The sequence below is a fragment of the Tersicoccus phoenicis genome, from assembly GCF_001968835.1.
Lineage (GTDB): Bacteria > Actinomycetota > Actinomycetes > Actinomycetales > Micrococcaceae > Tersicoccus > Tersicoccus phoenicis.
Map to the genome: position 1 here is coordinate 1 of NZ_MRDE01000038.1, position 19,911 is coordinate 19,911.

Sequence of the window (19,911 nt, forward strand, 5' to 3'; positions counted from 1 at the left end):
AGGACTCCACCCCGCCCTTGGACGCCGGATCCGCAGGCTGGCACGTCAGCACCGTGAGACCGTAGTGGCGGGCGAAGTCCACCGTCTGCTGGTTCCGCACCGGGACCCCGGCAACGTGGGAGACCGTGACGGTCTTCTCGTTATCCGTCAGCACATAGGTCGGGGCGCCCCCGATGAGCCGGAACGTCCGGTCCAACGCTGCGAACACGCTCGGTGCCGTCCGGTCCCGCAACGGGACAACGATCCGGAACCTCGACCACGCCAGCCACGCGACGAACAACACGGTTTTCCTGGCCTCGATGACGGGCCCGTCGCCGAAGTCGTACTGCAGCCACATGCCCGGCTCGGTCACCCACGGCCGGTGCACCCGGACCCGGCCAAGCCGGTACGCGGCCCGCACCTGAGTGACCGCCCGCCGCGTGGACCGGTCCGAACCCTGGTAACCGAGCGCGATCAACTTCTCGTGGGCCTTGTCGGCCCGGATCTTGCCCTTGGACGCCTCGACCCATTCCTCGATCTTCGGCAGGAACGGGTCCGTGACCCGCCCCCGGTAGGCCGGCTCGGCCATCGGCTTGCCCGCGTCGCGGGCAGCGACATGCCGGGCGACCGTGTGATGAGAGCAACCCGTGAGCTCGGCTGCAGCGCGCAACGACCCGGTCAGATCGTGGGCAGCAAGTATTTCCATGATTTCTCCATCAGACTTCATTCAGGGGCCTCTTCCGGGTGACCTTGATGCGACTCGACACCGTCATCAAACCCCAGGAAGAGGCTCCCCCCGCTCAAGCGGTCGGGGGTTCACAAACAAGCAGTGGGCAGATCTCATGGCCACCAACAGGCAGTTCTCCTGGCCATCAGTGGGCACTTCCGTGGCCGCCTACGGGCAGTCTGACATGGCCGCTAACAGTCGAGACCGATGACCCGCCGAGAAGGGCGTCACCATCCTGGAGCGGGGAACCACCAGTACCCGGTGGCGCGACTATGTCGACATCGTTCGACTCGCCCCACAAGGCATCGACACCGACGAACTGCTCCGCTCAGCAAGAGCCGTTGGCCGTTACCGCAGCATCGACCTCGAACCCATCGCAGCGCACGTGGTCGGCTACGGACAGATCGGTCAGGCCAAATAGGCCGCCTGGCGTCGTAAGGAGCGACTGGAGGCGGCCTGCGAAGCAGACCTCGACCAGCAGATGGCGCTGGTGGCCTCCTACCTGGATCCCGTGTTCAGCGCAGGCGACCCGCCGCCGCCACGCACATAGTCCGCGAGACCCGAAGCATCGGGTGGGCGCAATGGAGCACTGCGGGAACAGGCGACCACGGGTCGAGAGGCTCGTTTCCGCGTGGAATCAAGGCACTCGCGGGGACACCGACCCCGAGGGCGAGACCGACGACCCTCTGATCGATGCGTCGGTGGAACCAAAGCAACGACCTCGAACACGCCTCACGGACGAGGAAGTAGACGCTATGCGAACAGCCCGCGCGCAAGGAATCAGCGTGATCGCGCTTGCGAAGCAGTTCGGGGTTCACCGTGGCACCGTGTGGGCGAAGTCGCGGTGACCGCGTCGACGACGGAGCGAGTTGAACTGCACTCGACCGGGTCGCGTGCGGGATCGCGAATCGACGGCTCACCGCCCGAATTATCATCGATTGCAGTGTCAGGATGCTGCAACGGGCCACCCCTTACGTACCCTCGAGCAGCGCATTGAACAGCCTGATTGGAGTGCGGTCGAGGACGTAGGTGTCGGACACAGTAACGTGCGACAACCCGCGGCCGCGCAGTTCCGTCACTGCCCGTCTGACTTGGGGATTCCAGTGCGCGTCCTCGTGCCGCCAGAGCGGGTGGCCGATGACAACAGCCGCCCCACGACCCTCCGGCGAGATGAGTGCTGGCAGGGCGTTGACCGTGTGCTGCTCGATTCGCGGGTGTGAACCGTAGCCATCAGCGAAGCTCTGCATCAACGCCGCGGTGTGATCCGACCAGCGGGATAGGTCGAGACTGCGCCCGAGCACAAGATCCACGACGTCAAGCCCGAGTCGCCAGTCCAGCGCCCAGTGATTGAAGCGGTTTTCGTAGTTGCGGAGGCATCCAGGGCACGACGATGTGCAGGCCGTCCCATGCGGGTCTTCGTGCAGTCGCTTTCCAGTCGCATCCCGAATCGACGTCAGGAGCCTCTCGAAGGTCGGCGACGCTCCGAGCTCCAGCGCGTAGCCCGCGCCGTTGTCGAGCGCGTCGGCGAGGAACACCCGTGCCGAAACGGTGGCACCGCTGCGCGTCGGCTGTAGTCCGACCTCAAGCTCAGACTGCTCGATGTCCAGGTACTCCTTGGCGGCGTTGCGAAGCAACTCGGCAAAGGAAAGCAGGGCACCCTTGCCCGCCGGGCACGCCCAAGGCAGCGTTGCGACCGCGCCCTCGGGGAGGGCCAGAGCGTCAAGTCCAAGCAGGAGCACGTCGGTACGTCGAACCTCGCCGATAGCGGCTGGATCGAGGGCTTGCCCGCCAGTTCGCATGAACTCAGGCAGCGGGCGCCGATACAGGTCACGATTCTGCGCGACAACAGAGCCGTCGGACTGGCGACTCAGATCGAAGAGCTTGCGGTTGTTGTCGTTCACTGCGACGACTTCGGCCTGCTCAAGCAGTCGGAGCGAGACCCCGTGGAGCCTCGTCTCTTGACCGAGTTCGGTGTTCGTGGAGAGTTCGGAGTATCCCGCGTACATCGGTGTGATGTGCGAGTCGTCGTAGTCCGGCTGGCTGTAGATCGTTCGGTAGCCCTCCGGCTGGTAGAGCGAGAACGCACGCATTTCTTCGCCACAGACCGAGCACTTGAGCGACTCGTCCGTCGGGCGGGTGTCGAGGCTGCCGCATTGCCCGCAGCGATGGACAGGAAGAGGTATTCCGAGAGGGTCTTTCGCTCGCGCCCTCGTCCCGATGATGTTGTAGGCCGCAAAGCCCACAGCTAGGTGCTCGGCACCATCCTTGACGACGACCGCTCCCGGAGCGAACGCCGTGATAGACATGCGAAGGTCACGGTCGGCGACGGTGTGCCGCTCGGCATCGCCAGCACCGCGAAGCGGCTTTGAGTAGAGCGGACGGACCCGGGTCGGGAAACCGAACATTGGGAGCACGCCGGCGTTCGCAAGCAACTCGCTGAGTTCGGTGTGCTGGAAGTACGGGTTACCGACGGCTTCGTCGATGTCGGTCACCAGACCAGTCCGCGCCCAGTTCTTGAGGTCGTCGACATCGAGCGCGGTGTACGCGCTGAACCGCTCACAGACTTCTGGAACATCCTTCGATATCTGCAGCCATGCCTCGACGTCCGCGCGCCGCGACGCCCAATCACTCGTCGAGCCGAACGTGCCGTGGATGCTGTCGCCAGTTCGCCGAGGTGGATTCCGACTGGCGAGGAATGCCCGTCGCAGAAGCTCCGCCGCGATCACGCGGCGAACGATCCGCGGTCGCGACAAGTCGATGAACGGTGGTGGCGGATCGGCCGCGGTCATCTTCTCCGGCGCCTGGAAGTAATAGTCATCGTGCGCCCGGTCACGTGACACGGTGACCGCGAAGGAGAACGGCTGACCGGAGCGTCCAGCCCGACCGACGCGCTGCTGATAGTTGAACCGCTGGGGCGGCATGTTTGCCATCGCGACAGCCCGGAGAGAGCCGATGTCGACACCAACCTCCATCGTGGTCGTTACCGAAAGCAGGTCAAGCGGGTCCGCGAGTCCGCTCTCGGCAGGCACCGGTAGCACCGCGCCCTTGAACAGACGCTGTCGCGTCCGCTGGTCAGCGAGCCGGGTCTGGCCCGTCAACTCAGCGACGCGCATACGTCGAAGCGGCTGCGAGGCGAGCCATCCGTAGTAGTCGAGCTCCTCAGACCACTCCTCCTCGCGCAGCACGCCGTTCGGGCATTCCTCATTGGTGCAGACACCAGCCGACGGGTGCAGATGAGTCGTGCCGCAGTTGTCACAGACCCAGACCCTGTCGCCTGGGGTCCTGAGTTCGAGGGCATCCTGTCCAGTCTGAGTTCTGAGCGCCCACGTCTCGTCGACGATCCCGCCCTCGCGGAGGAACTCGCCGACATTCGATACCAGCGTCTGCCAGTCGACCTGCTGCTTCGCTGCGACCCTCTTGAGGTAGGTTCCGATGACCTTCGGTGCTGAGTTCGATCGAGCCGCGTACCCGCCCTCGAATCGTTTCGCGATTCCGAGTAGCCGGATGACGCTCGCGACCACGTCCCCCGCTATTTCCGTCGAGAAACCCCAGCCGTCGGGTGCAAGCGGCCGTGCCCGCACGACTCCAAGGCGGGTCGATTCGAGGTCGCGCGAGGCACGGTCGAAGACGGCCTCTGCGACGGCGGTCGCAGTGAGCCTGTAGCGGTCCTGGCGAATGGGCCGCGCTACCGCGTCGGTCAGCGGCTCCCAGGCGTTGCGGATCGGCGGCTCGTAGGCGCGATACCACGGGGCGTCACCCTCGCTTTCTGCCACGGACGGTCCCGGCCCAGCAGGGTTCACGCCGACCTCAAGCATCACCCGCTCGGCATCGTGGATGAGCGTCGGCCACGGCAGAGATTCGGTCTCCCGTTCTGCGGCAGCGATCGTCGCCAAGTCCGATGCGTCAGCCGCGCCGAGGCTCTCCAGCCGGAGCTTGTCGAACAACTCCCGACGGCCGGAACGCAGCATCTCAGCGCGTTCGAGTCCGTCACCATCCAGCTCGTTACGCAGGAGTGCGCGCAGAACCGGAACAGGGTTCTCGCGCCCGTGGAGCAGTTGGCGGACTACCTGTCGCACCTGGTCGCGGAAGTTGTTGAGCGCGATCCCGGCGGCGATGCGCGCGGAGTCGTCCCGGCTGTCGGTGAAGACGATCGTCCTCGACTCGGCCGCCTCTGACCCGAGGCTGCGGAACAACTGAGAGACCGCCATTTGGTTGAGCTGCGCGCGACCAGACGTGTGTGCACGGATCGGCGATCTGACATTGCCGGCGAAGTAGACCGCAGCATCTCGGTTGTCCTGACTCCCACCGCATCGCGGGCAGGCTTCCGGCAGCGCGGGGAGTGTCAATCCGCTGTCACCGCCCGCGTTGTGGCTGAGTACGACTGCTGGGATGCCGTCGGGCGAGTTGCCGAGAATGAGCGACCCGAGCTTGGGATTCCAGGTCGCGGCCCCGAAGTTGGTCTCGATGGTGGCCCGATTCTCGTCCATGTCGGCGGGGAGTTTGTGGCGGCTGGGGGCGTCGGGAACCGGCGAGCCGAGCCAGAGCCATCGGTATTCGTCGTCATTCCTTCGATACACGAAGTCACCCGAGTTCTCACCAGGCGTGACCGGAGTCGTCGAGAGCACGACGGCCCCGCGGTCGGGTCGGTCCACGACGTAGCCCCCGAGGCTGACATCGCCACACTCGAAGCAGTAGAGAAGTTCAAGCACTCGTGCGCCGCAGTCGGCGCAGGTCGACCGCGGGGTGTCATACATCCGACCTACTCGCCGAGGCTCTGAATCGGTGCCGCCGGGGCAGGCGGGATCAGAGCAGGCCCAGAGCCCACGCATCCCTCGCATCATGACGTGGCCGCGGAACTGGATCACGGGCTTCGCCGCGTCTGCGAGACCGACGAGCATCGTCGCGAGCGCCGATGATGCGAGCGGATCGTCCGCGAATAGGCGATTCGCAACAGTGTCAATTCGCGTGGCTTTGGGGCGCCCGTCGCCAGGGTCAGCGCACGCAACAGCGATCGTCTCCGCCCACCGATCTCTCGCGGCAGCTTCCGCCAGCTCGTTCGGGGCAATGCCCAGCACATCGCCAGCAGTCGGCTTGTTCCCTGGCACAAGCGGCCGTGGCTGCCCAGGCTCGATCAGGAAGGACGCCCGATCGACGCCAAAGAAACGCTCCAGATACTCCAGACCCGAGTCGTCCCCGGGCAGGGAAGCGCTCGTCGCGATGATCCTGAACTGGTCGGAAGAAGGCTCAAGCCCGAGCCGCGATGCCAGGTTTCGGACGACCATCCCGACTTCGGCACCGGTGCTGCCGCGGTACAGGTGCAGTTCGTCAACGACGAGGGTGAAAACGTGGTCGGACGACCGCTGGAGCCACCGCCGAGTGGACTCGAAGATCGGCTCCTCGACGTCGCGCATCAGCATCACGTTGAGCATCGAGTAGTTCGTGACGAGCACATCGGGTGGAGTGGCAATCATGTCCCACCTGGTGATGAGTTCGCCAGCATAGGGATCCTGGAACTGAGCCATCAAGTCCGGGTCGTTGAGTTCAGCTAGCCGGGCGTTCAGACGCGACAGCTCCCGCATGTCCCGCGCCGCGTCGGCGGTGGCAGGTGCCGAGACCTTCCCGGTCGGAACTCCACCCGAGCCCGGTGTCGCCCCGGTATAGCGCCCGAACCAGAGGTCAATCGGCGACGCCTGTCCCCGAAGGCCGCGCACGGCCCGGCGGAGCCGCGCAACCTGATCCTCGACGAGCGCATTGGTCGGGTAGAGGATCACCGATCGCACCGCTGCCGGACTTGCTCCGACTGTTCGGGCTGGTCGCCAGTTTTCGGTCTGCCTCTTCAGATCCCACCACTCGTGGATCGGCGGCAGTGCGGTTGCTGACCGTTTCTCCGCCACGATACGGCTCAGGAGCGGGATCAGGAAGGACTCTGTCTTGCCGGAACCCGTGCCAGAAGTCACCACCGGGTTATGACTGATGCCGCCCGCGAAGTGCGTAGCGAGTGCTGCCGCCTGATGCTTGCGCAGTTTGATGCCTGATAGCGCGTCGGGGGTCACACCAAAGACCGCCCCGATCACGTCTCCGAGGTCGCGTGCGTCGACTCCTGCTTGGCTGGCCGCTTCGATGACCGACGCGACCCCGTCATAGGGCAGAACGGGCTCGAGCATGAGCGGGGCGAATAGATTGCCCTGCCCTTCGAGCAGCAGGCGTCGCCGCTCTTCAACAAGGGCCTGGTCCCGCAGTGCGTATGCGGTGTCTATGTACCGCAGAAATGCGTCGCGGAGGTCATCGGCGATCTTCACTGGGGTCGGGAACGGCATGCTGCTCACCGGCTCACGCGGTCGTAGATGATGTCCGCGACGGTGCGCGGTACTGACGGGTACTGGAGCAGGCGGTGATTCACAATCTCTCGCGGCGCTCGTCCCGAGCAAAGCGCGAGAGCACGCCCGTACAAGGCCGGCAGGTCCGCACCCAGCGGCGTGACGACTGAGCCACTGCGCGAGTTGTAGCCAACGAGGGGGTCACCGGCCCACGAGTTCGCGATGTGCTTCACGATCTGCGCGTTGCCGAGTCCGATCGTGCCGCTTGCAATGTCATCGGCGGTGCGGATCGCGTAGGTCGAGCCGAAGTCCTTGAGCCGGTAAGAGCCAACCCTGACCAGCGACGTCGCGGGGTGCCACGAGGCCGACGTCGTGTCCCAAAACTCGGCAGACCGGTGGCTCGGCACGATCACCCGCTTGAGCGACGTCGCCACCTCACTGAGTGGCGGCAACGCCTCAACGATCTCCTCGACCGGTGAGGTCTCCAGAACAGCGATCCCAGCGTCGGCCAATAAACCGACCGGCAGCATGCCATCTACCTCGACACGGGCGAGTTCGGCATCAACGCTCGTGCGCACGACAGCGCCGGTGCCGAGCAGTTCCTTGAGTTGCTCCACCAGCGCGCTGGAGCGCGACCCGATGAGCACCCATAACCCGTCACCCGTCGGAACGAGCGTGGACGTGTTCACCGCCCATTCGGTCACCTGGAGATAGTCGTCCCTGGCTACATCCACATGACCGACGACTTCAAGCCGTCGCAGGAACGAGTCCGCGAACAGGCCCGAGCCCTCGACCTGGGCGGCGATTCGCTCGAACGCCCCGAACGAGCCGGTCCCGATGTGGTTCAGCGCATCGAACGCGACCTCGAAGTCTGGCTCGTCCGACTCGACCACGGGCGGGATTACTGGGACCACGATCGTCTTGGCCGCGCGATCCTTCTTCTTCGCAGCCCAGGGGGTCCCAGCGAAGCGACGCACGAGCCCGCAGGTCATGCACTCGCCCTCAATGCTCCGCGTAGGTGCCTGGCCAGCGAGCACGGGCGAGAGCAGGAATCGGTGCATCCCGGTAATGAGACACGAGTCGCTCGCCATCGGCACGCCCACCCGAGTCTTCGCAACCGATGCGGTAGACGCGTTTCGCTCTCGGGGCACAAACTCCGGCATTGGCACTGTACCGCCGTCGCGGCGCGGTTCGAGACCCACTGTCCTCGCTCCGTTGACATGACTCGGCCACTCGGCGGGACCAGCGGTCAGCGGCCAGCGCGGCGAAAAATCAGGCGAGTAGACCAAGCGGATATCGACATCCTCGACGCGGAACTGCGGAGTGCTTGCCGATCGCAGTCGCAGGAGCGCCGTTGACGACGGCTTGTTCGTGTCGTCTACGAACATCGCGACGACGTACTCACCGTCAGTTAGCCCCTGATCCATGAGCGGAAGTACCGCGAGTTCGCCGGGCTGTAGGGACTCAGCGATGAGTTCGGCCGGGTCGATACGGGTGCCGCGGTACACACGAACGCAGACCGAGGAAGCTCCAGCGGCGAGGGCAACCGCCTCGGGTGGCTCCATCACCGACCACTTGCGAAGCAAACCAGGAAGCACGAATCCCCCACGTAGCGTCAGGCTCGTCCGCGCGCGGGGCACCAGCGGCAAGAGATCGAAGTGCAGTTGCCCGGTCGGCGCGGACACGATCTGGACGTGCTGGTAAACGACCCACCCCTCCGGCGCACCCGGGAGGTCGACAAGTTCATGCCATCCCGGTCGGGCGTGAGCCTCAAGGTGACTCTCGACACGCTGGCGCGCGTCCGACCGCGCCAGGACGATGCTGTCCTCACCGAGCGAAATGCGCTCGATCTCGACGAATGCCCCCTGAAGGTCGTCCCATCGGAGCGGAGCGACTCGCTTCGGGCGACGACCGAAGGGGCGACTCTCGTCATCCCCGAACTCGCCAGTTAGCTGCTCCCCGACGAGCGACGCAGCGCTGACTCCCTCAGCACCGGAGAGCCGCGTGGAGCCACCGGGCCCGGCGACGGTCGGGATAATCGACTCCTCGTCGGCGACTTGGAACCGGGCAATGTCCGGCCCTTCCGAGCGGTACGGGAGCATCAGGTTGAACTCAATCGACTTGCGAGGGAATGTCCGCAAGAACGCCAGCAGGCGCGTCGTGACGACGGGTCGCGCAGAGGCGACCGATTCGATCCCCGACCCATCCCATACTTCGAGTTCGAGACAAGCGGCATTGACGATGCGCTCTCGGGCGGCCGGATCCCGCCAGAGACGAGCAAGATGCGAACTGAGGGGGAGGCTCGGAGTGGCCGTCGCATAGGGGTCCATCGCGAGACTCATGTCGTTCGGCGAGATACGCAGACCCGGGGTCATGCCCTCAATCGCGAAGAGCTCGTGGAGGCCGGCACGATCGTGTTGCCGAACGACCGCCTGCGACATCGGCAGCCCAATGAAGGCGTGACCGCCGACGGCGTAGGCCGTCGGGATTCCACGCTCACCTTCCCAAGCTTCAAGCCAGGAGTTCAGCGACCCCCACAGCAGATCGGCGACCCGACGATAGTCGTTCTCGACCCGCAAGTACTCGGTCGCTCTTACATGCAAGAGCCGATGTAGACGCGAGTAGTAGTTGTGGGCAGCCAGGTCGCCGTCAGCCTGCATGTGCTCGGCAGCGATCGACAGCGCCACGAGAAGGGGGAGCGCGGGCGGAGTTTCAAGCGGCGAGCGCCGATGGCGCTGCGCAGCGTCAGCCTGCCAGTGAAATGGGGCTACGCCAGCCTCGTCGACTTGAAGCGAGGACCTGACGACCGCCGACAGCCCTGCGAGCGTCCGATCCTCGAACTCAGCGGCTTCGAGCACGTTACGAACCGTATCGGCGTCCGCGAGCGCATAGACGGGTCGACCAGCCTGCGATGAGCCGAACATGACGTCGGCGATCGCCTCGCTCACGCGCTCATACTCGGAACCCAAGGCCAAACTCCCTCGCATGTCATGCAGACCGTCTAGCAACAAGGACGGGTTCTGTGCTGAGTGGCTTCGTCCTGGGAGCGCATTCCTCCCCGGCATCTGTCCGCTTGCTCGCGGAGGTGCGCTTGGCTCGCAGGGGTTCGGGGTCGGCAGTACTGGAGGAGTCGGGGTTGCCCAGCCCTTCGAGTAGGCGCTCAGCGATCGCCTTGACGACACGGGCATTGACAGCGTTGCCGAGCGCCTTGTAAGCCTCGAGGTCGGAAGTCGGCAGATGGATATCGCCGAGGCTTTGGAGTTCAGCGCACTCAGCAGGTGTCATGTAACGGCGTTCGCCAGTCAGGTTGGAGCCGAGGATAGGGACCTGTGTCTGGGTGAAGGCGATGAGGCTGGGGGACGTCGTAGGCCGCTTGATCCTGAGCCCAGAAGCACGGACCTGCAGGACGAAGTTGTCGATGTTCCGCTCCTCACCCTGGGCGTTCCATTCCATCTTCTGGAGGCTGGACTGCATCTCCTCGGGCTTCCATTGATCCAGCCAAGGGTCGATCCAAGAGCGGTTGTCCTGGTAGAACTCACGGTTCTGTCTGATGAAGGTGCGCTTCCATCGGGGGAACCGGTAATCGCTATCGCGATTGGCGTGACTAGGGATCCGCTCCTTCTGTTCGTCGACCGAACATTCAAGGCTTTGGCCAAAACTGCCTTTGATGCCCATCTGACGCAAACCCCACACCGGTCGACGATCCCAGACTCCCGGCGGAGTCTCGTCCTCGTACGGATAGGTTGCGCCGAACTCCATTGACCAGATCGGGAACGAGGGCATCTTCACGGAAGCCGGCGAACGACGGAGGAAGTCCCCCCACATATCGATGGCTTGAAGTGTCTGCTCAGGAATCGCGCGAGTGGGCGGAACATCATGGCGAAGAACCGAAATGATGTCGGTCTGGTCCTTGTGCTTGGCTGGCCACTCGAAGTCTTCCAAGCCGTCGAGCGACCCAACGAAATACGCGCGGTCCCTGACCTGCGGGATGCCAAATTCGTGAGGAGAGAAGTGGTCCACTTTGACCGAATAATCCAGTGCCTCCAACAACTCGATGATCTTGCGCCGAGTGCGACCACCGTCATGCTTCAGGATGTTGGGCACATTCTCAAGGATGAAACGGCGAGGACGCTTAACGCGGAGAATCTGGTGTACTTTGAAGAAGAGGTTGCCCTGGAGGGTATCAGCGAAGCCCATTTGGTCGCCTGCCTTGGAGAACGGCTGGCAAGGAAAACCCGCAGTAAGCACGTCGTGGTCAGGGACCTCGCGTTCTATGTCTCTATCGGTCTCAAGGTCGTTGATGTCACTCCAGGGATGAATTCCATAGTTCGTCTCGTAGAGGGCGTTAAGCGTCGGCTCCCACTCGGCAGCGAACACAACTTCGCCATCGAGGTCATTGAGAGCGACATGGAAACCTCCGAGGCCAGAAAAAAGGTCGACGAACTGGAAGGTTGGTGTTGCGGCTGCCACATCGCCTCCTTGCCTGGTCGCTCCTGCCGGTGCCCGGCGAGGGTCGGCGGTCTCGCTCCCGCCGTGTCTACAAGTCTCTCAGCACCCACCGACAATCCTGAAGTCGACATGCAGTAGACGCGGAGGAGGCCATTCCGGCCGCACTTCGAACCGCAGGCCCGACGCCCTGGCGAGTCTACGTCGAGCCCTCGCGCGACCATGCGAGAGCTTCTACCGGTTCCCCCACACCTCACGCGTCTGCAGATCAAAGTCCGTACTAGTCTGTATGAAAGTGGCCAACGGCTTGTGGCATGGCGGAGTGAGGAGTGGCTGCGATGGTTGAGGAGCGGCGTGGGCCGGGGCGTCCGGCGTATGACTCGAAGCAGAAGCTGGTGGCGGCGGCGTGCGCACTGCTGGCGGAGCGGGGGTTCGAGGCGACAAGCCCGCAGATGTTCCAGCAGCGCTCCGGGGTGGGTCACGGGAGCATGTATCACCACTTCCCTGGCAAGGGAAAAGAGGGGCTCGCACTGGACGCGATCGGTCATATGCGGGCGAGCACGACCGCGTTCCTCGACGGCACCCCGACGCCCGAAGGCTCCGAGGTTGAAGAAGTACGGGCCAGCATCGTGGCGGCGCTGGATCGACTGTTCGCCCGCAGGGAAGGACAAGCCCTGGTGAGGCTCCTCGCCGACGCGGTCGCCGGAGCGATCCCGTCGCTGGCGACCGCGACCCGGGACTGGTGTGACGACATCCGTGCCGTGATCGTCGTGCGACTGCGGGCTGACGAGCCAGGCGCCGACCTCGACATCGCCGACGCAGCAGCACGGTTCCTTGCGCCTGAGTTCGACGCTCTCGCAGAGGAACTGCTCACAGCCGCTCTCGGGCGGGGCCTGCTCCACCTGCCGAAGTTCGCCCTGCCCGAGACCGCCGAAGAGCGGTAGTCTGGCCTCATCACAATTCCATACGTACTAGTCCGTTCCTTGATCTGCAAGAGGCGTGTCGTCTGAATCAGGGCCACGGCAGAGGGTAGTAATTCGGTTCGGTGCTCGCGTTGTGGGAGGTACTGCGCACCTACCTGGCATGAGGACTGAGGACCGGCGTCTACGCCTTCGGGTGACGCGACGAGACGAGCCTGACCTCGGCAAGCTGACCGAGTGGGTACTGAACATCGCGGAGACCCGACACCGTGCCTGGCTCGACGGTGAACCAGACCCCTATGGGCTCCCCGTCCCGAAGAGCCTCCGTCAGATCACGAACCCAGAACACGGTCCCGCAAGATTTGCGGGACCGTCAGACAGCACCGATGAGTCAGAGACGTGACCCACGGGAAGGAGGCTCATCATGAACACCGCCATCGAGACCCAGACGTCCACGCAGGCCACCGACACGCCAATGCTCTCGGCCGTAGCCTACCTGCGGGTATCCACGCGGGAGCAAGCCGAGCGCGGCGGTACCGAGGAAGGCTTCTCGATCCCCGCGCAACGCGAAGCCAACACGAGGAAGGCCGACGAGTTGGGGGCGCGGATCGTGCGCGAGTTCATCGACGCCGGAGAGTCGGCGCGCTCGGCAGATCGTGACGGGTTGCAGAACATGCTGGCGTTCATCGCTGCGAGCCGGGTGCAGTTCTGCATCGTGCACAAGCTCGACCGGCTCGCCCGCAACCGTGCCGATGATGTGAAGATTCACGAAGCGCTCATCAGCGCCGGGGTCACGCTCGTGTCGGCGACGGAGTCCATTGATCAGACGCCTTCGGGGATGCTCGTGCACGGCATCATGTCGAGCATTGCGGAGTTCTACAGCCGCAACCTGGCCACCGAAGTCACCAAGGGGCTCACGCAGAAGGTCGCGCAGGGCGGTACGCCAGGGCGCGCTCCCATCGGCTACCTCAACGTCCGCCGCACCGACGACGCGGGCCGCGAGGCACGCGCGGTCGAGGTCGATGCCGAGCGCGCCCCGCTGATCGCGTGGGCGTTCGAGCAGTACGCGGGCGGAGAGACCTCCGTCACCGGCCTGCTGCGTGACCTCACCGCGCGCGGCCTGCTGTCGGTGCCGTCGCCGAAGCGGCCGTCGAAGCCGCTGGGGAAGAACGCCCTCTACCGCGTGTTGACGAACCCGTACTACGCCGGGGCGATCCGCTACCGGGGTGCGCTTCATCCCGGAGCGCACGAGCCCATCGTGGAGCCAGCGCTGTTCGATCAGGTGCAATCGCTGTTGAAGGCGCGCAACGCGCACGCAACCCGGCACGTTCAACACGCCCACCATCTGAAAGGGCTGCTGCACTGCGGCAACTGCGGGTCGAGGATGCTGCTGGACTTCGCGACCAACCCGCGCGGCACGACCTACGCCTACTTCGTCTGTTCCGGTCGGGCGTCGAAGCGGACCACCTGCACCCGACGGGCGGTGCCCGTGCAGGTCGCGGAACGGCTGGTCGAGGACTCCTACGCGAACATCACGATCAGCGAAGACGACTACCAGCACCTTGCCGCCGAGGTCGACGCCGCGTTCGACCAGCGCAGCGCGAGTAAGGATCAGGAGTTCGCCGACCTCACGACGAACCGGGCGCGCCTGGAAGCAGAGAGCGACAAGCTGCTCGCGGCGCACTTCGCCGACGCCATCGACCTACCAACGCTCAAGCGACACCAAGACCGCATCCGCGCCGGACTCGCCGACATCGAGTACCGCCTGCGCGAGCACGACGAACTGCACGTCGGTGGTCGGGCGTTCCTCCACGACAGCCTGCGGCTCCTCACCGACGCGCACCACGCCTACGCCCACTCCGACGACGGAAGCAGGAGGCTGGCAAACCAGGCGTTCTACACACGGCTGGAGATCACCGAGGACGAGCAGCTACACTCGCGCCTCGCCGAACCGTTCGCGACCATCGTTCAAGAGACGACCGGAGGCAAGGAAGCCAAACGGGAACACTCCACATCTTCCGATGTCGCGTGTTCCCGTAAGACACTTTGGGTGGGCCCTGCCGGGATCGAACCGACGACATTCACGGTGTAAACGTGACGCTCTACCAGCTGAGCTAAAGGCCCCTCGGCCGCAGATGGCCGCTCCCCCGGTGCGCCGTCTCGCGGCCGGTCGCGGGTTCGGGAAAGCAGTCTACCGACAAGTCACGGCCCACGCGGCGCACCTGAGACCGACGGTCCTCTGACGTCGTCGGCGGCACCGTTCTAGCCGGTGCGCTTTGCCCTGAGCGCCGCGAGAATCACGCAGACCGTTCCTCCAACCACCGCGAGTCCGCACACCGCTGCCGCGGTGAGGCTGAATCGACCATAGTGGCGTACCGCCTCGATGGCGTCGTCGCCGAGCCTCAGGTGGTCGAGATACATCACCTGCTCGATCCGGACCCCTATCAGAACGAAAGCCGCCGAGACGCCGACGACGATGAGCCCGAGACCGAGCGAAGCCAGCCCGTGCCGCCGGACTAGTCCATCGTCCTTCCTCACCTGTCCGCCTTCGGCTCGATCCGGGCCTCGATGACGTCGTGCCGCTCACAAGTCCGGCAGTTCCTCGGCCAGGTGAGTCAGCGTCTCACTCACCCCGGCCTGGATCAGCAGGTCCGCCCGGTCGTCGCCGCGGGTCTGGCCGCGGTTGACGATGACGACGGGGATGCCCCGCTGGTGGGCGCGGCGGACGAACCGCAGCCCGCTCATCACCGCCAGTGACGAGCCCGCCACCAGCAGCCCGCCGGCGCAGTCGACCATCCCGTAGCTGCGCGCCACCCGATCCCGCGGCACGTTCTCGCCGAAGAAGGTGACGTCCGGCTTGAGCACCCCGCCGCACACCGGGCAGGGGGCGACGACGAAGCCGGCGGTCGATTCGATCACCGCGTCCGCGTCCGGCGCGACCTCGACGTCCTCGACCAGCACCCGCTCGGCGAAGCCCGGGTTCAGCTCGGTCAGCATCCGGTCCAGCTGCGCCCGCTGGACCATGCTGGCGCAGTCCAGGCAGATCACGTGATCGAACCGGCCGTGCAGGTCCACGATGTTCAGGGCACCGGCGGTCTCGTGCAGCCGGTCGATGTTCTGGGTGATGATCCCGCTGGTCAGCCCGCGGGCCTCGAGGCGGGCGACGGCGCGGTGCCCGTCGTTGGGCACGGTCGCGGACATGAACCGGTAGCCGACGTGGTTGCGCGCCCAGTAGTGCCGGCGCCGGCGGGGGTCGCCGATGAACTCCTGATAGGTCATCGGGGTGCGCGGTTTCGCGTCCGGTCCGCGATAGTCGGGGATGCCCGAGTCGGTGCTCAGACCGGCACCGGTCAGCACCGCCAGCCGGCGTCCGGAGAGCAGGTCGAGCGCTCGCCTGCGTTGATCCTGCAGTGTCGCCGCCGGGTCCGTGACGCCGTTGCGGGCCGGCTCAGGCGTCCAGCGATGCCAGCGCGCGGCGGTACTCATCGAGGCTCCGGGGGTCGTTGACGGCGGACAGGATCCGGGCGCGCAGCACGCCGTCGGGGTCGATGACGAAGCTGCCACGACGAGCCGCGCCGCGTTCCTCGTCGAACACGCCGTAGCGGCGGGCGGTCTCGCCGTGGGGCCAGGCGTCGCTGAGCAGGTCGAACGTCAGTGCCTCGGCCTCGGCGAACGCCCGCAGGCTGAACTTCGAGTCGATCGAGATCCCCAGCAGCCGCACGTCCGGTCCGGCGATGGTGGCGAATCCGTCGCGCAGGTCGCGCAACTCGCCGTCGCAGACGCGTGAGAACGCCCACGGGAAGAAGACCAGGACCACGGGACCGCCCCGCAGGTCCGTCAGGGCGACGGGCTCACCGTGCTGGTTGACCAGCGCGAACTCCGGTGCCGGCGCCCCGACCGTCGGCAGGGCGAGGCGGCCGCTGTCGAGGCCGCGCACGTCCTCCTTGGCGCCCGGGCCGGCCGACCGCGTCACTGCCGGCGTGCGGTCACCAGGCGAGTGGCCGCCCAGTCCTTGGACACCCCCGCCGAGGAGGTGACGTGCAGACCTGCGGTGGGGGCCGCTTCCTGGATGTCGGTGGGCGGGACGTAACCGTCGCGCCCGGCCTTCGGGGTGAGGACCCACACGACGGCGTTCTCCTCCAGGGTGGTCAGCGAGTCGACGAGAGCGTCGACCAGATCCCCGTCGCCCTCGCGCCACCACAGCAGGGCGGCATCCGCGACCTCGTGGTCATCCTCGTCGAGCAGTTCGGAGCCCACCGCCTCCTCGATGTCGTCCCGGAGGTCGAAGTCGACGTCGTCGTCGTACCCGAACTCCTGGACGAGGTCGTCCTGCTTGAACCCCAGCTTGGCGGCGGCGCTGGTCGCGACGTCGTCTGCCTCGCTCACGTATGTCCTCCCGATAGCGTCGTCAGTGCGTGTTCTGCTCACCTCGAGCCGGTGTCGGCCGCCCGCGGCGAAGTGCTACCAGACAACACCCTTTCGGCCCCCTCATCAAGCAGCACGCCACCGCCGCGCGCGAGCGACGCGTGCGTCACCGCCACGTGAGACGTCTCACGAAACCCGCATCGTGGAATTCGCTATCCGCTAAGCGAAACTGCTGCGTACACTGATGCTCCCGTACGGGGCTAGAGTGGCACCCAGACGCCGCGTCCCGTTCGGGCTGCCCACATCGCAAGGCGGCCCCGGAGCGGACAGCGGTCTGCGGTCATCCATCATCAGTGACCGCAGCCCGGGTGCTTCACCGCACAGACAGAGAGGTTGAATGTGGCGACCGAAGACATCAAGAACATCCGCAGTGCGCTGACCACCAGTCTGCCGGACGCGGATCCCGAGGAGACCGCCGAGTGGCTCGAATCCTTCGACGGGCTCCTCGACGCCGAGGGCACCAAGCGGGCCGAGTTCATCATCCGGGCCCTGCTGCAGCGGGCGAGCGCGCACAGCGTGGCCGTCCCGTTCGTCACGACGACGGACTACGTCAACACCATCCCGGTCGACCAGGAGCCGGAGTTCCCCGGTGACGAGGAGATCGAGCGGAACTACCGCAAGTGGTTGCGGTGGAACGCGGCGGTGATGGTGCACCGCGCCCAGCGGCCCGACATCGGGGTCGGCGGCCACATCTCCACGTACGCCGGCGCGGCCACCCTCTACGAGGTGGGCATGAACCACTTCTTCCGCGGCAAGGACCACCCCAGCGGCGGCGACCAGGTCTTCTTCCAGGGCCACGCCTCCCCCGGCATGTACGCGCGCGCGTTCCTCGAGGGCCGGCTCACCGAGGAGCAGATGAACGGCTTCCGGCAGGAGAAGTCGGCTGCCCCGAACGGTCTCTCCTCCTACCCGCACCCGCGGATGATGCCGGACTTCTGGGAGTTCCCCACCGTCTCCATGGGCATCGGCCCCACCAACGCCATCTACCAGGCGTCCATGAACCGGTACCTGGAGAACCGCGGCCTGAAGGACACCTCGGACCAGCAGGTCTGGGCGTTCCTGGGCGACGGCGAGATGGACGAGCCGGAGAGCCGCGGCGCCCTGCAGCTGGCCGCGAACGAGGGGCTGGACAACCTCAACTTCGTGATCAACTGCAACATGCAGCGCCTGGACGGGCCGGTGCGCGGCAACGGCAAGATCATGCAGGAGCTGGAGGCCTTCTTCCGGGGAGCCGGCTGGAACGTGATCAAGGTGGTCTGGGGCCGGGAGTGGGACGCCCTGCTGGAGAAGGACGACGACGGCGCGCTGGTGGAGATCATGAACACCACGCCGGACGGCGACTACCAGACTTTCAAGGCCGAGTCCGGCGGCTTCGTGCGGGACCACTTCTTCGGCCGGTCCCCGCAGACCAAGGCGATGGTCGCGGACATGAGCGACGAGGAGATCTGGCAGCTCAAGCGCGGTGGCCACGACTACCGCAAGGTCTACGCCGCGTACAAGGCCGCCGTCGAGTTCAAGGGCAAGCCCACCGTCATCCTCGCCGCCACGGTGAAGGGCTACGGCCTCGGCTCCCACTTCGAGGGCCGCAACGCGACCCACCAGATGAAGAAGCTGACCCTGGAGGACCTGAAGAACTTCCGGGATCACCTGCGCATCCCCATCTCCGACGAGGACATCGAGCGGGACACGTACAACCCGCCGTACTACCACCCGGGCGCGGAGGACCCCGCCATCCAGTACCTGCTCGAACGGCGCAAGGCGCTCGGCGGCGATTTGCCGAAGCGCCGGGACGCCCACGCCGACCTCAAACTGCCCGAGGACAAGGCGTACGACGTCGCCAAGCGCGGTTCGGGCAAGCAGCAGGCGGCCACCACGATGGCGTTCGTCCGGCTGCTCAAGGACCTGATGCGGGACAAGGAGTTCGGCAAGCGCGTGGTGCCGATCATCCCGGACGAGGCCCGGACCTTCGGGATGGACTCGTTCTTCCCGACGTCGAAGATCTACAACCCGCTGGGCCAGAACTACATCTCCGTGGACCGCGACCTGATGCTCGCCTACAAGGAGTCCCCGCAGGGCCAGATCTTCCACGTGGGCATCAACGAGGCGGGCGCCGTCTCCGCGTTCACGGCCGCCGGCACCTCCTACGCCACCCACGGTGAACCGCTGCTGCCGGTGTACGTCTTCTACTCGATGTTCGGGTTCCAGCGCACCGGCGACTTCATCTGGGCCGCCGCGGACCAGCTGGCGCGCGGGTTCCTGATCGGGGCCACCGCCGGCATCACCACCCTGGCCGGCGAAGGCACCCAGCACATGGACGGGCACTCCCCCGTCCTGGCCTCCACCAACCCGGCAGTGCGCACCTACGACCCGGCCTACGGGTACGAGATCGCGCACATCGTCCAGGCGGGCCTGCAGGAGATGTACGGACCCGACTCGGAGGATCCGAACAAGATCTACTACCTGACCGTCTACAACGAGCCGATCGTGCAGCCGGCCGAGCCGGAGAACGTCGACGTCGAGGGCATCGTCAAGGGCATCCACCGGATCAAGGAGGCCGAGATCGACGGCCCGCGGGTCCAGTTGCTCGGTTCGGGCGTGTCGGTGCCCTGGGTGCTGGACGCTCAGCGGATCCTCGCCGAGGACTGGAACGTCTCCGCCGACGTCTGGTCCGTGACGTCCTGGGTCGAGTTGCGCCGCGACGGGCTGGCGGCCGAGCGGGAGGCGTTCCTCGACCCGGGCGCCGAGCCCCGCGTCCCGTTCGTCGCCCAGCGGCTGGCCGGCGCCACCGGGCCGGTCGTGGCGACGACGGACTACCGCTCCGACCTGCCCGACGGCATCCGGCAGTTCATCCCGAACGAGTTCGCCACCCTGGGCGGCAACGACTTCGGTTTCGCCGACACTCGTGCCGCGGCGCGCCGGTATTTCCACATCGACTCCCACTCGATGGTGGTGCGCGCGCTGGAGATGCTCGCCCGGCGGGGTGAGGTCGATGCTCAGGTCCCGGCGAAGGCGATCGAGAAGTACCGCCTGCACGACGTGCGCGCCGGTGAGTCCGGTAACGCCGGCGGGGAGTCCTGACCCTCCACCACAGCCGGCC

At 65.9% G+C, this 19,911-nt stretch carries 10 protein-coding genes, 1 tRNA gene and 2 pseudogenes; 4 read left to right on the forward strand and 9 right to left on the reverse strand.

Annotation, left to right across the window (positions count from 1 at the left end):
* The coding region (locus BKD30_RS06755) for a DDE-type integrase/transposase/recombinase (RefSeq protein WP_235861541.1) at positions 1-706 on the reverse strand (706 nt) is incomplete at its 3' end.
* A 226-nt stretch (positions 707-932) separates the two neighbouring features.
* Between BKD30_RS06755 and BKD30_RS16665 the strand changes: the two are divergent.
* A pseudogene (locus tag BKD30_RS16665) lies at positions 933-1,127 on the forward strand (nucleotidyl transferase AbiEii/AbiGii toxin family protein); the annotation flags it as partial.
* A 550-nt stretch (positions 1,128-1,677) separates the two neighbouring features.
* Here the strand turns inward: BKD30_RS16665 and BKD30_RS06765 are convergent.
* Genes BKD30_RS06765 through dcm form a run of 3 tightly spaced genes read right to left on the reverse strand, consistent with a single transcriptional unit; the run spans position 1,678 to position 11,493 of the window.
* Positions 1,678-7,023 (reverse strand): DEAD/DEAH box helicase, encoded by a 5,346-nt coding sequence (locus BKD30_RS06765; protein ID WP_235861545.1) that lies wholly within the window; start codon positions 7,021-7,023, stop codon positions 1,678-1,680.
* 5 nt (positions 7,024-7,028) lie between these two features.
* Positions 7,029-9,971, reverse strand: a complete 2,943-nt coding sequence (locus tag BKD30_RS06770) for a hypothetical protein (protein ID WP_143588094.1) — start codon at positions 9,969-9,971, stop codon at positions 7,029-7,031.
* Between the two features lie 40 nt (positions 9,972-10,011).
* Complete coding sequence (dcm, locus tag BKD30_RS06775; protein ID WP_083956086.1) at positions 10,012-11,493, reverse strand: DNA (cytosine-5-)-methyltransferase; 1,482 nt, start codon at positions 11,491-11,493, stop codon at positions 10,012-10,014.
* A gap of 314 nt (positions 11,494-11,807) precedes the next feature.
* Here dcm and BKD30_RS06780 point away from each other — a divergent pair, with 314 nt between their 5' ends.
* Both BKD30_RS06780 and BKD30_RS16670 read left to right on the forward strand, forming a co-directional pair.
* A complete protein-coding gene (locus BKD30_RS06780) occupies positions 11,808-12,413 on the forward strand; it encodes a TetR/AcrR family transcriptional regulator (RefSeq protein WP_076703425.1) in 606 nt (201 codons plus the stop codon).
* Positions 12,414-12,864: 451 nt separating this feature from the next.
* Positions 12,865-13,848, forward strand: a pseudogene (locus BKD30_RS16670) (recombinase family protein); the annotation flags it as partial.
* 592 nt (positions 13,849-14,440) lie between these two features.
* Here BKD30_RS16670 and BKD30_RS06790 read toward each other — a convergent pair.
* From BKD30_RS06790 to BKD30_RS06810, 5 genes are all read right to left on the reverse strand, one after another.
* Positions 14,441-14,513 (reverse strand) — tRNA-Val (locus BKD30_RS06790).
* 138 nt (positions 14,514-14,651) lie between these two features.
* Positions 14,652-14,927, reverse strand: coding sequence for a hypothetical protein (locus BKD30_RS06795; protein WP_076703427.1), 276 nt, complete (start codon positions 14,925-14,927; stop codon positions 14,652-14,654).
* 45 nt (positions 14,928-14,972) lie between these two features.
* The gene (locus BKD30_RS06800) at positions 14,973-15,875 is read right to left on the reverse strand and encodes a Sir2 family NAD-dependent protein deacetylase (protein WP_083956087.1); all 903 of its coding nucleotides are present in this window, start codon (positions 15,873-15,875) and stop codon (positions 14,973-14,975) included.
* On the reverse strand, positions 15,838-16,326 hold the full coding sequence (locus BKD30_RS06805; protein ID WP_076703474.1) for a peroxiredoxin: 489 nt from the start codon (positions 16,324-16,326) through the stop codon (positions 15,838-15,840). Before BKD30_RS06805 ends, BKD30_RS06800 begins: the two co-directional genes overlap by 38 nt.
* A gap of 32 nt (positions 16,327-16,358) precedes the next feature.
* Positions 16,359-16,775, reverse strand: a complete 417-nt coding sequence (locus BKD30_RS06810) for a DUF3052 domain-containing protein (RefSeq protein ID WP_076703428.1) — start codon at positions 16,773-16,775, stop codon at positions 16,359-16,361.
* 378 nt (positions 16,776-17,153) lie between these two features.
* Between BKD30_RS06810 and aceE the strand changes: the two genes are divergently transcribed.
* Positions 17,154-19,892: a pyruvate dehydrogenase (acetyl-transferring), homodimeric type gene (aceE, locus tag BKD30_RS06815; protein ID WP_408033365.1), complete on the forward strand. Its 2,739-nt coding sequence runs from the start codon at positions 17,154-17,156 to the stop codon at positions 19,890-19,892.
* Positions 19,893-19,911 lie beyond the last annotated feature (19 nt).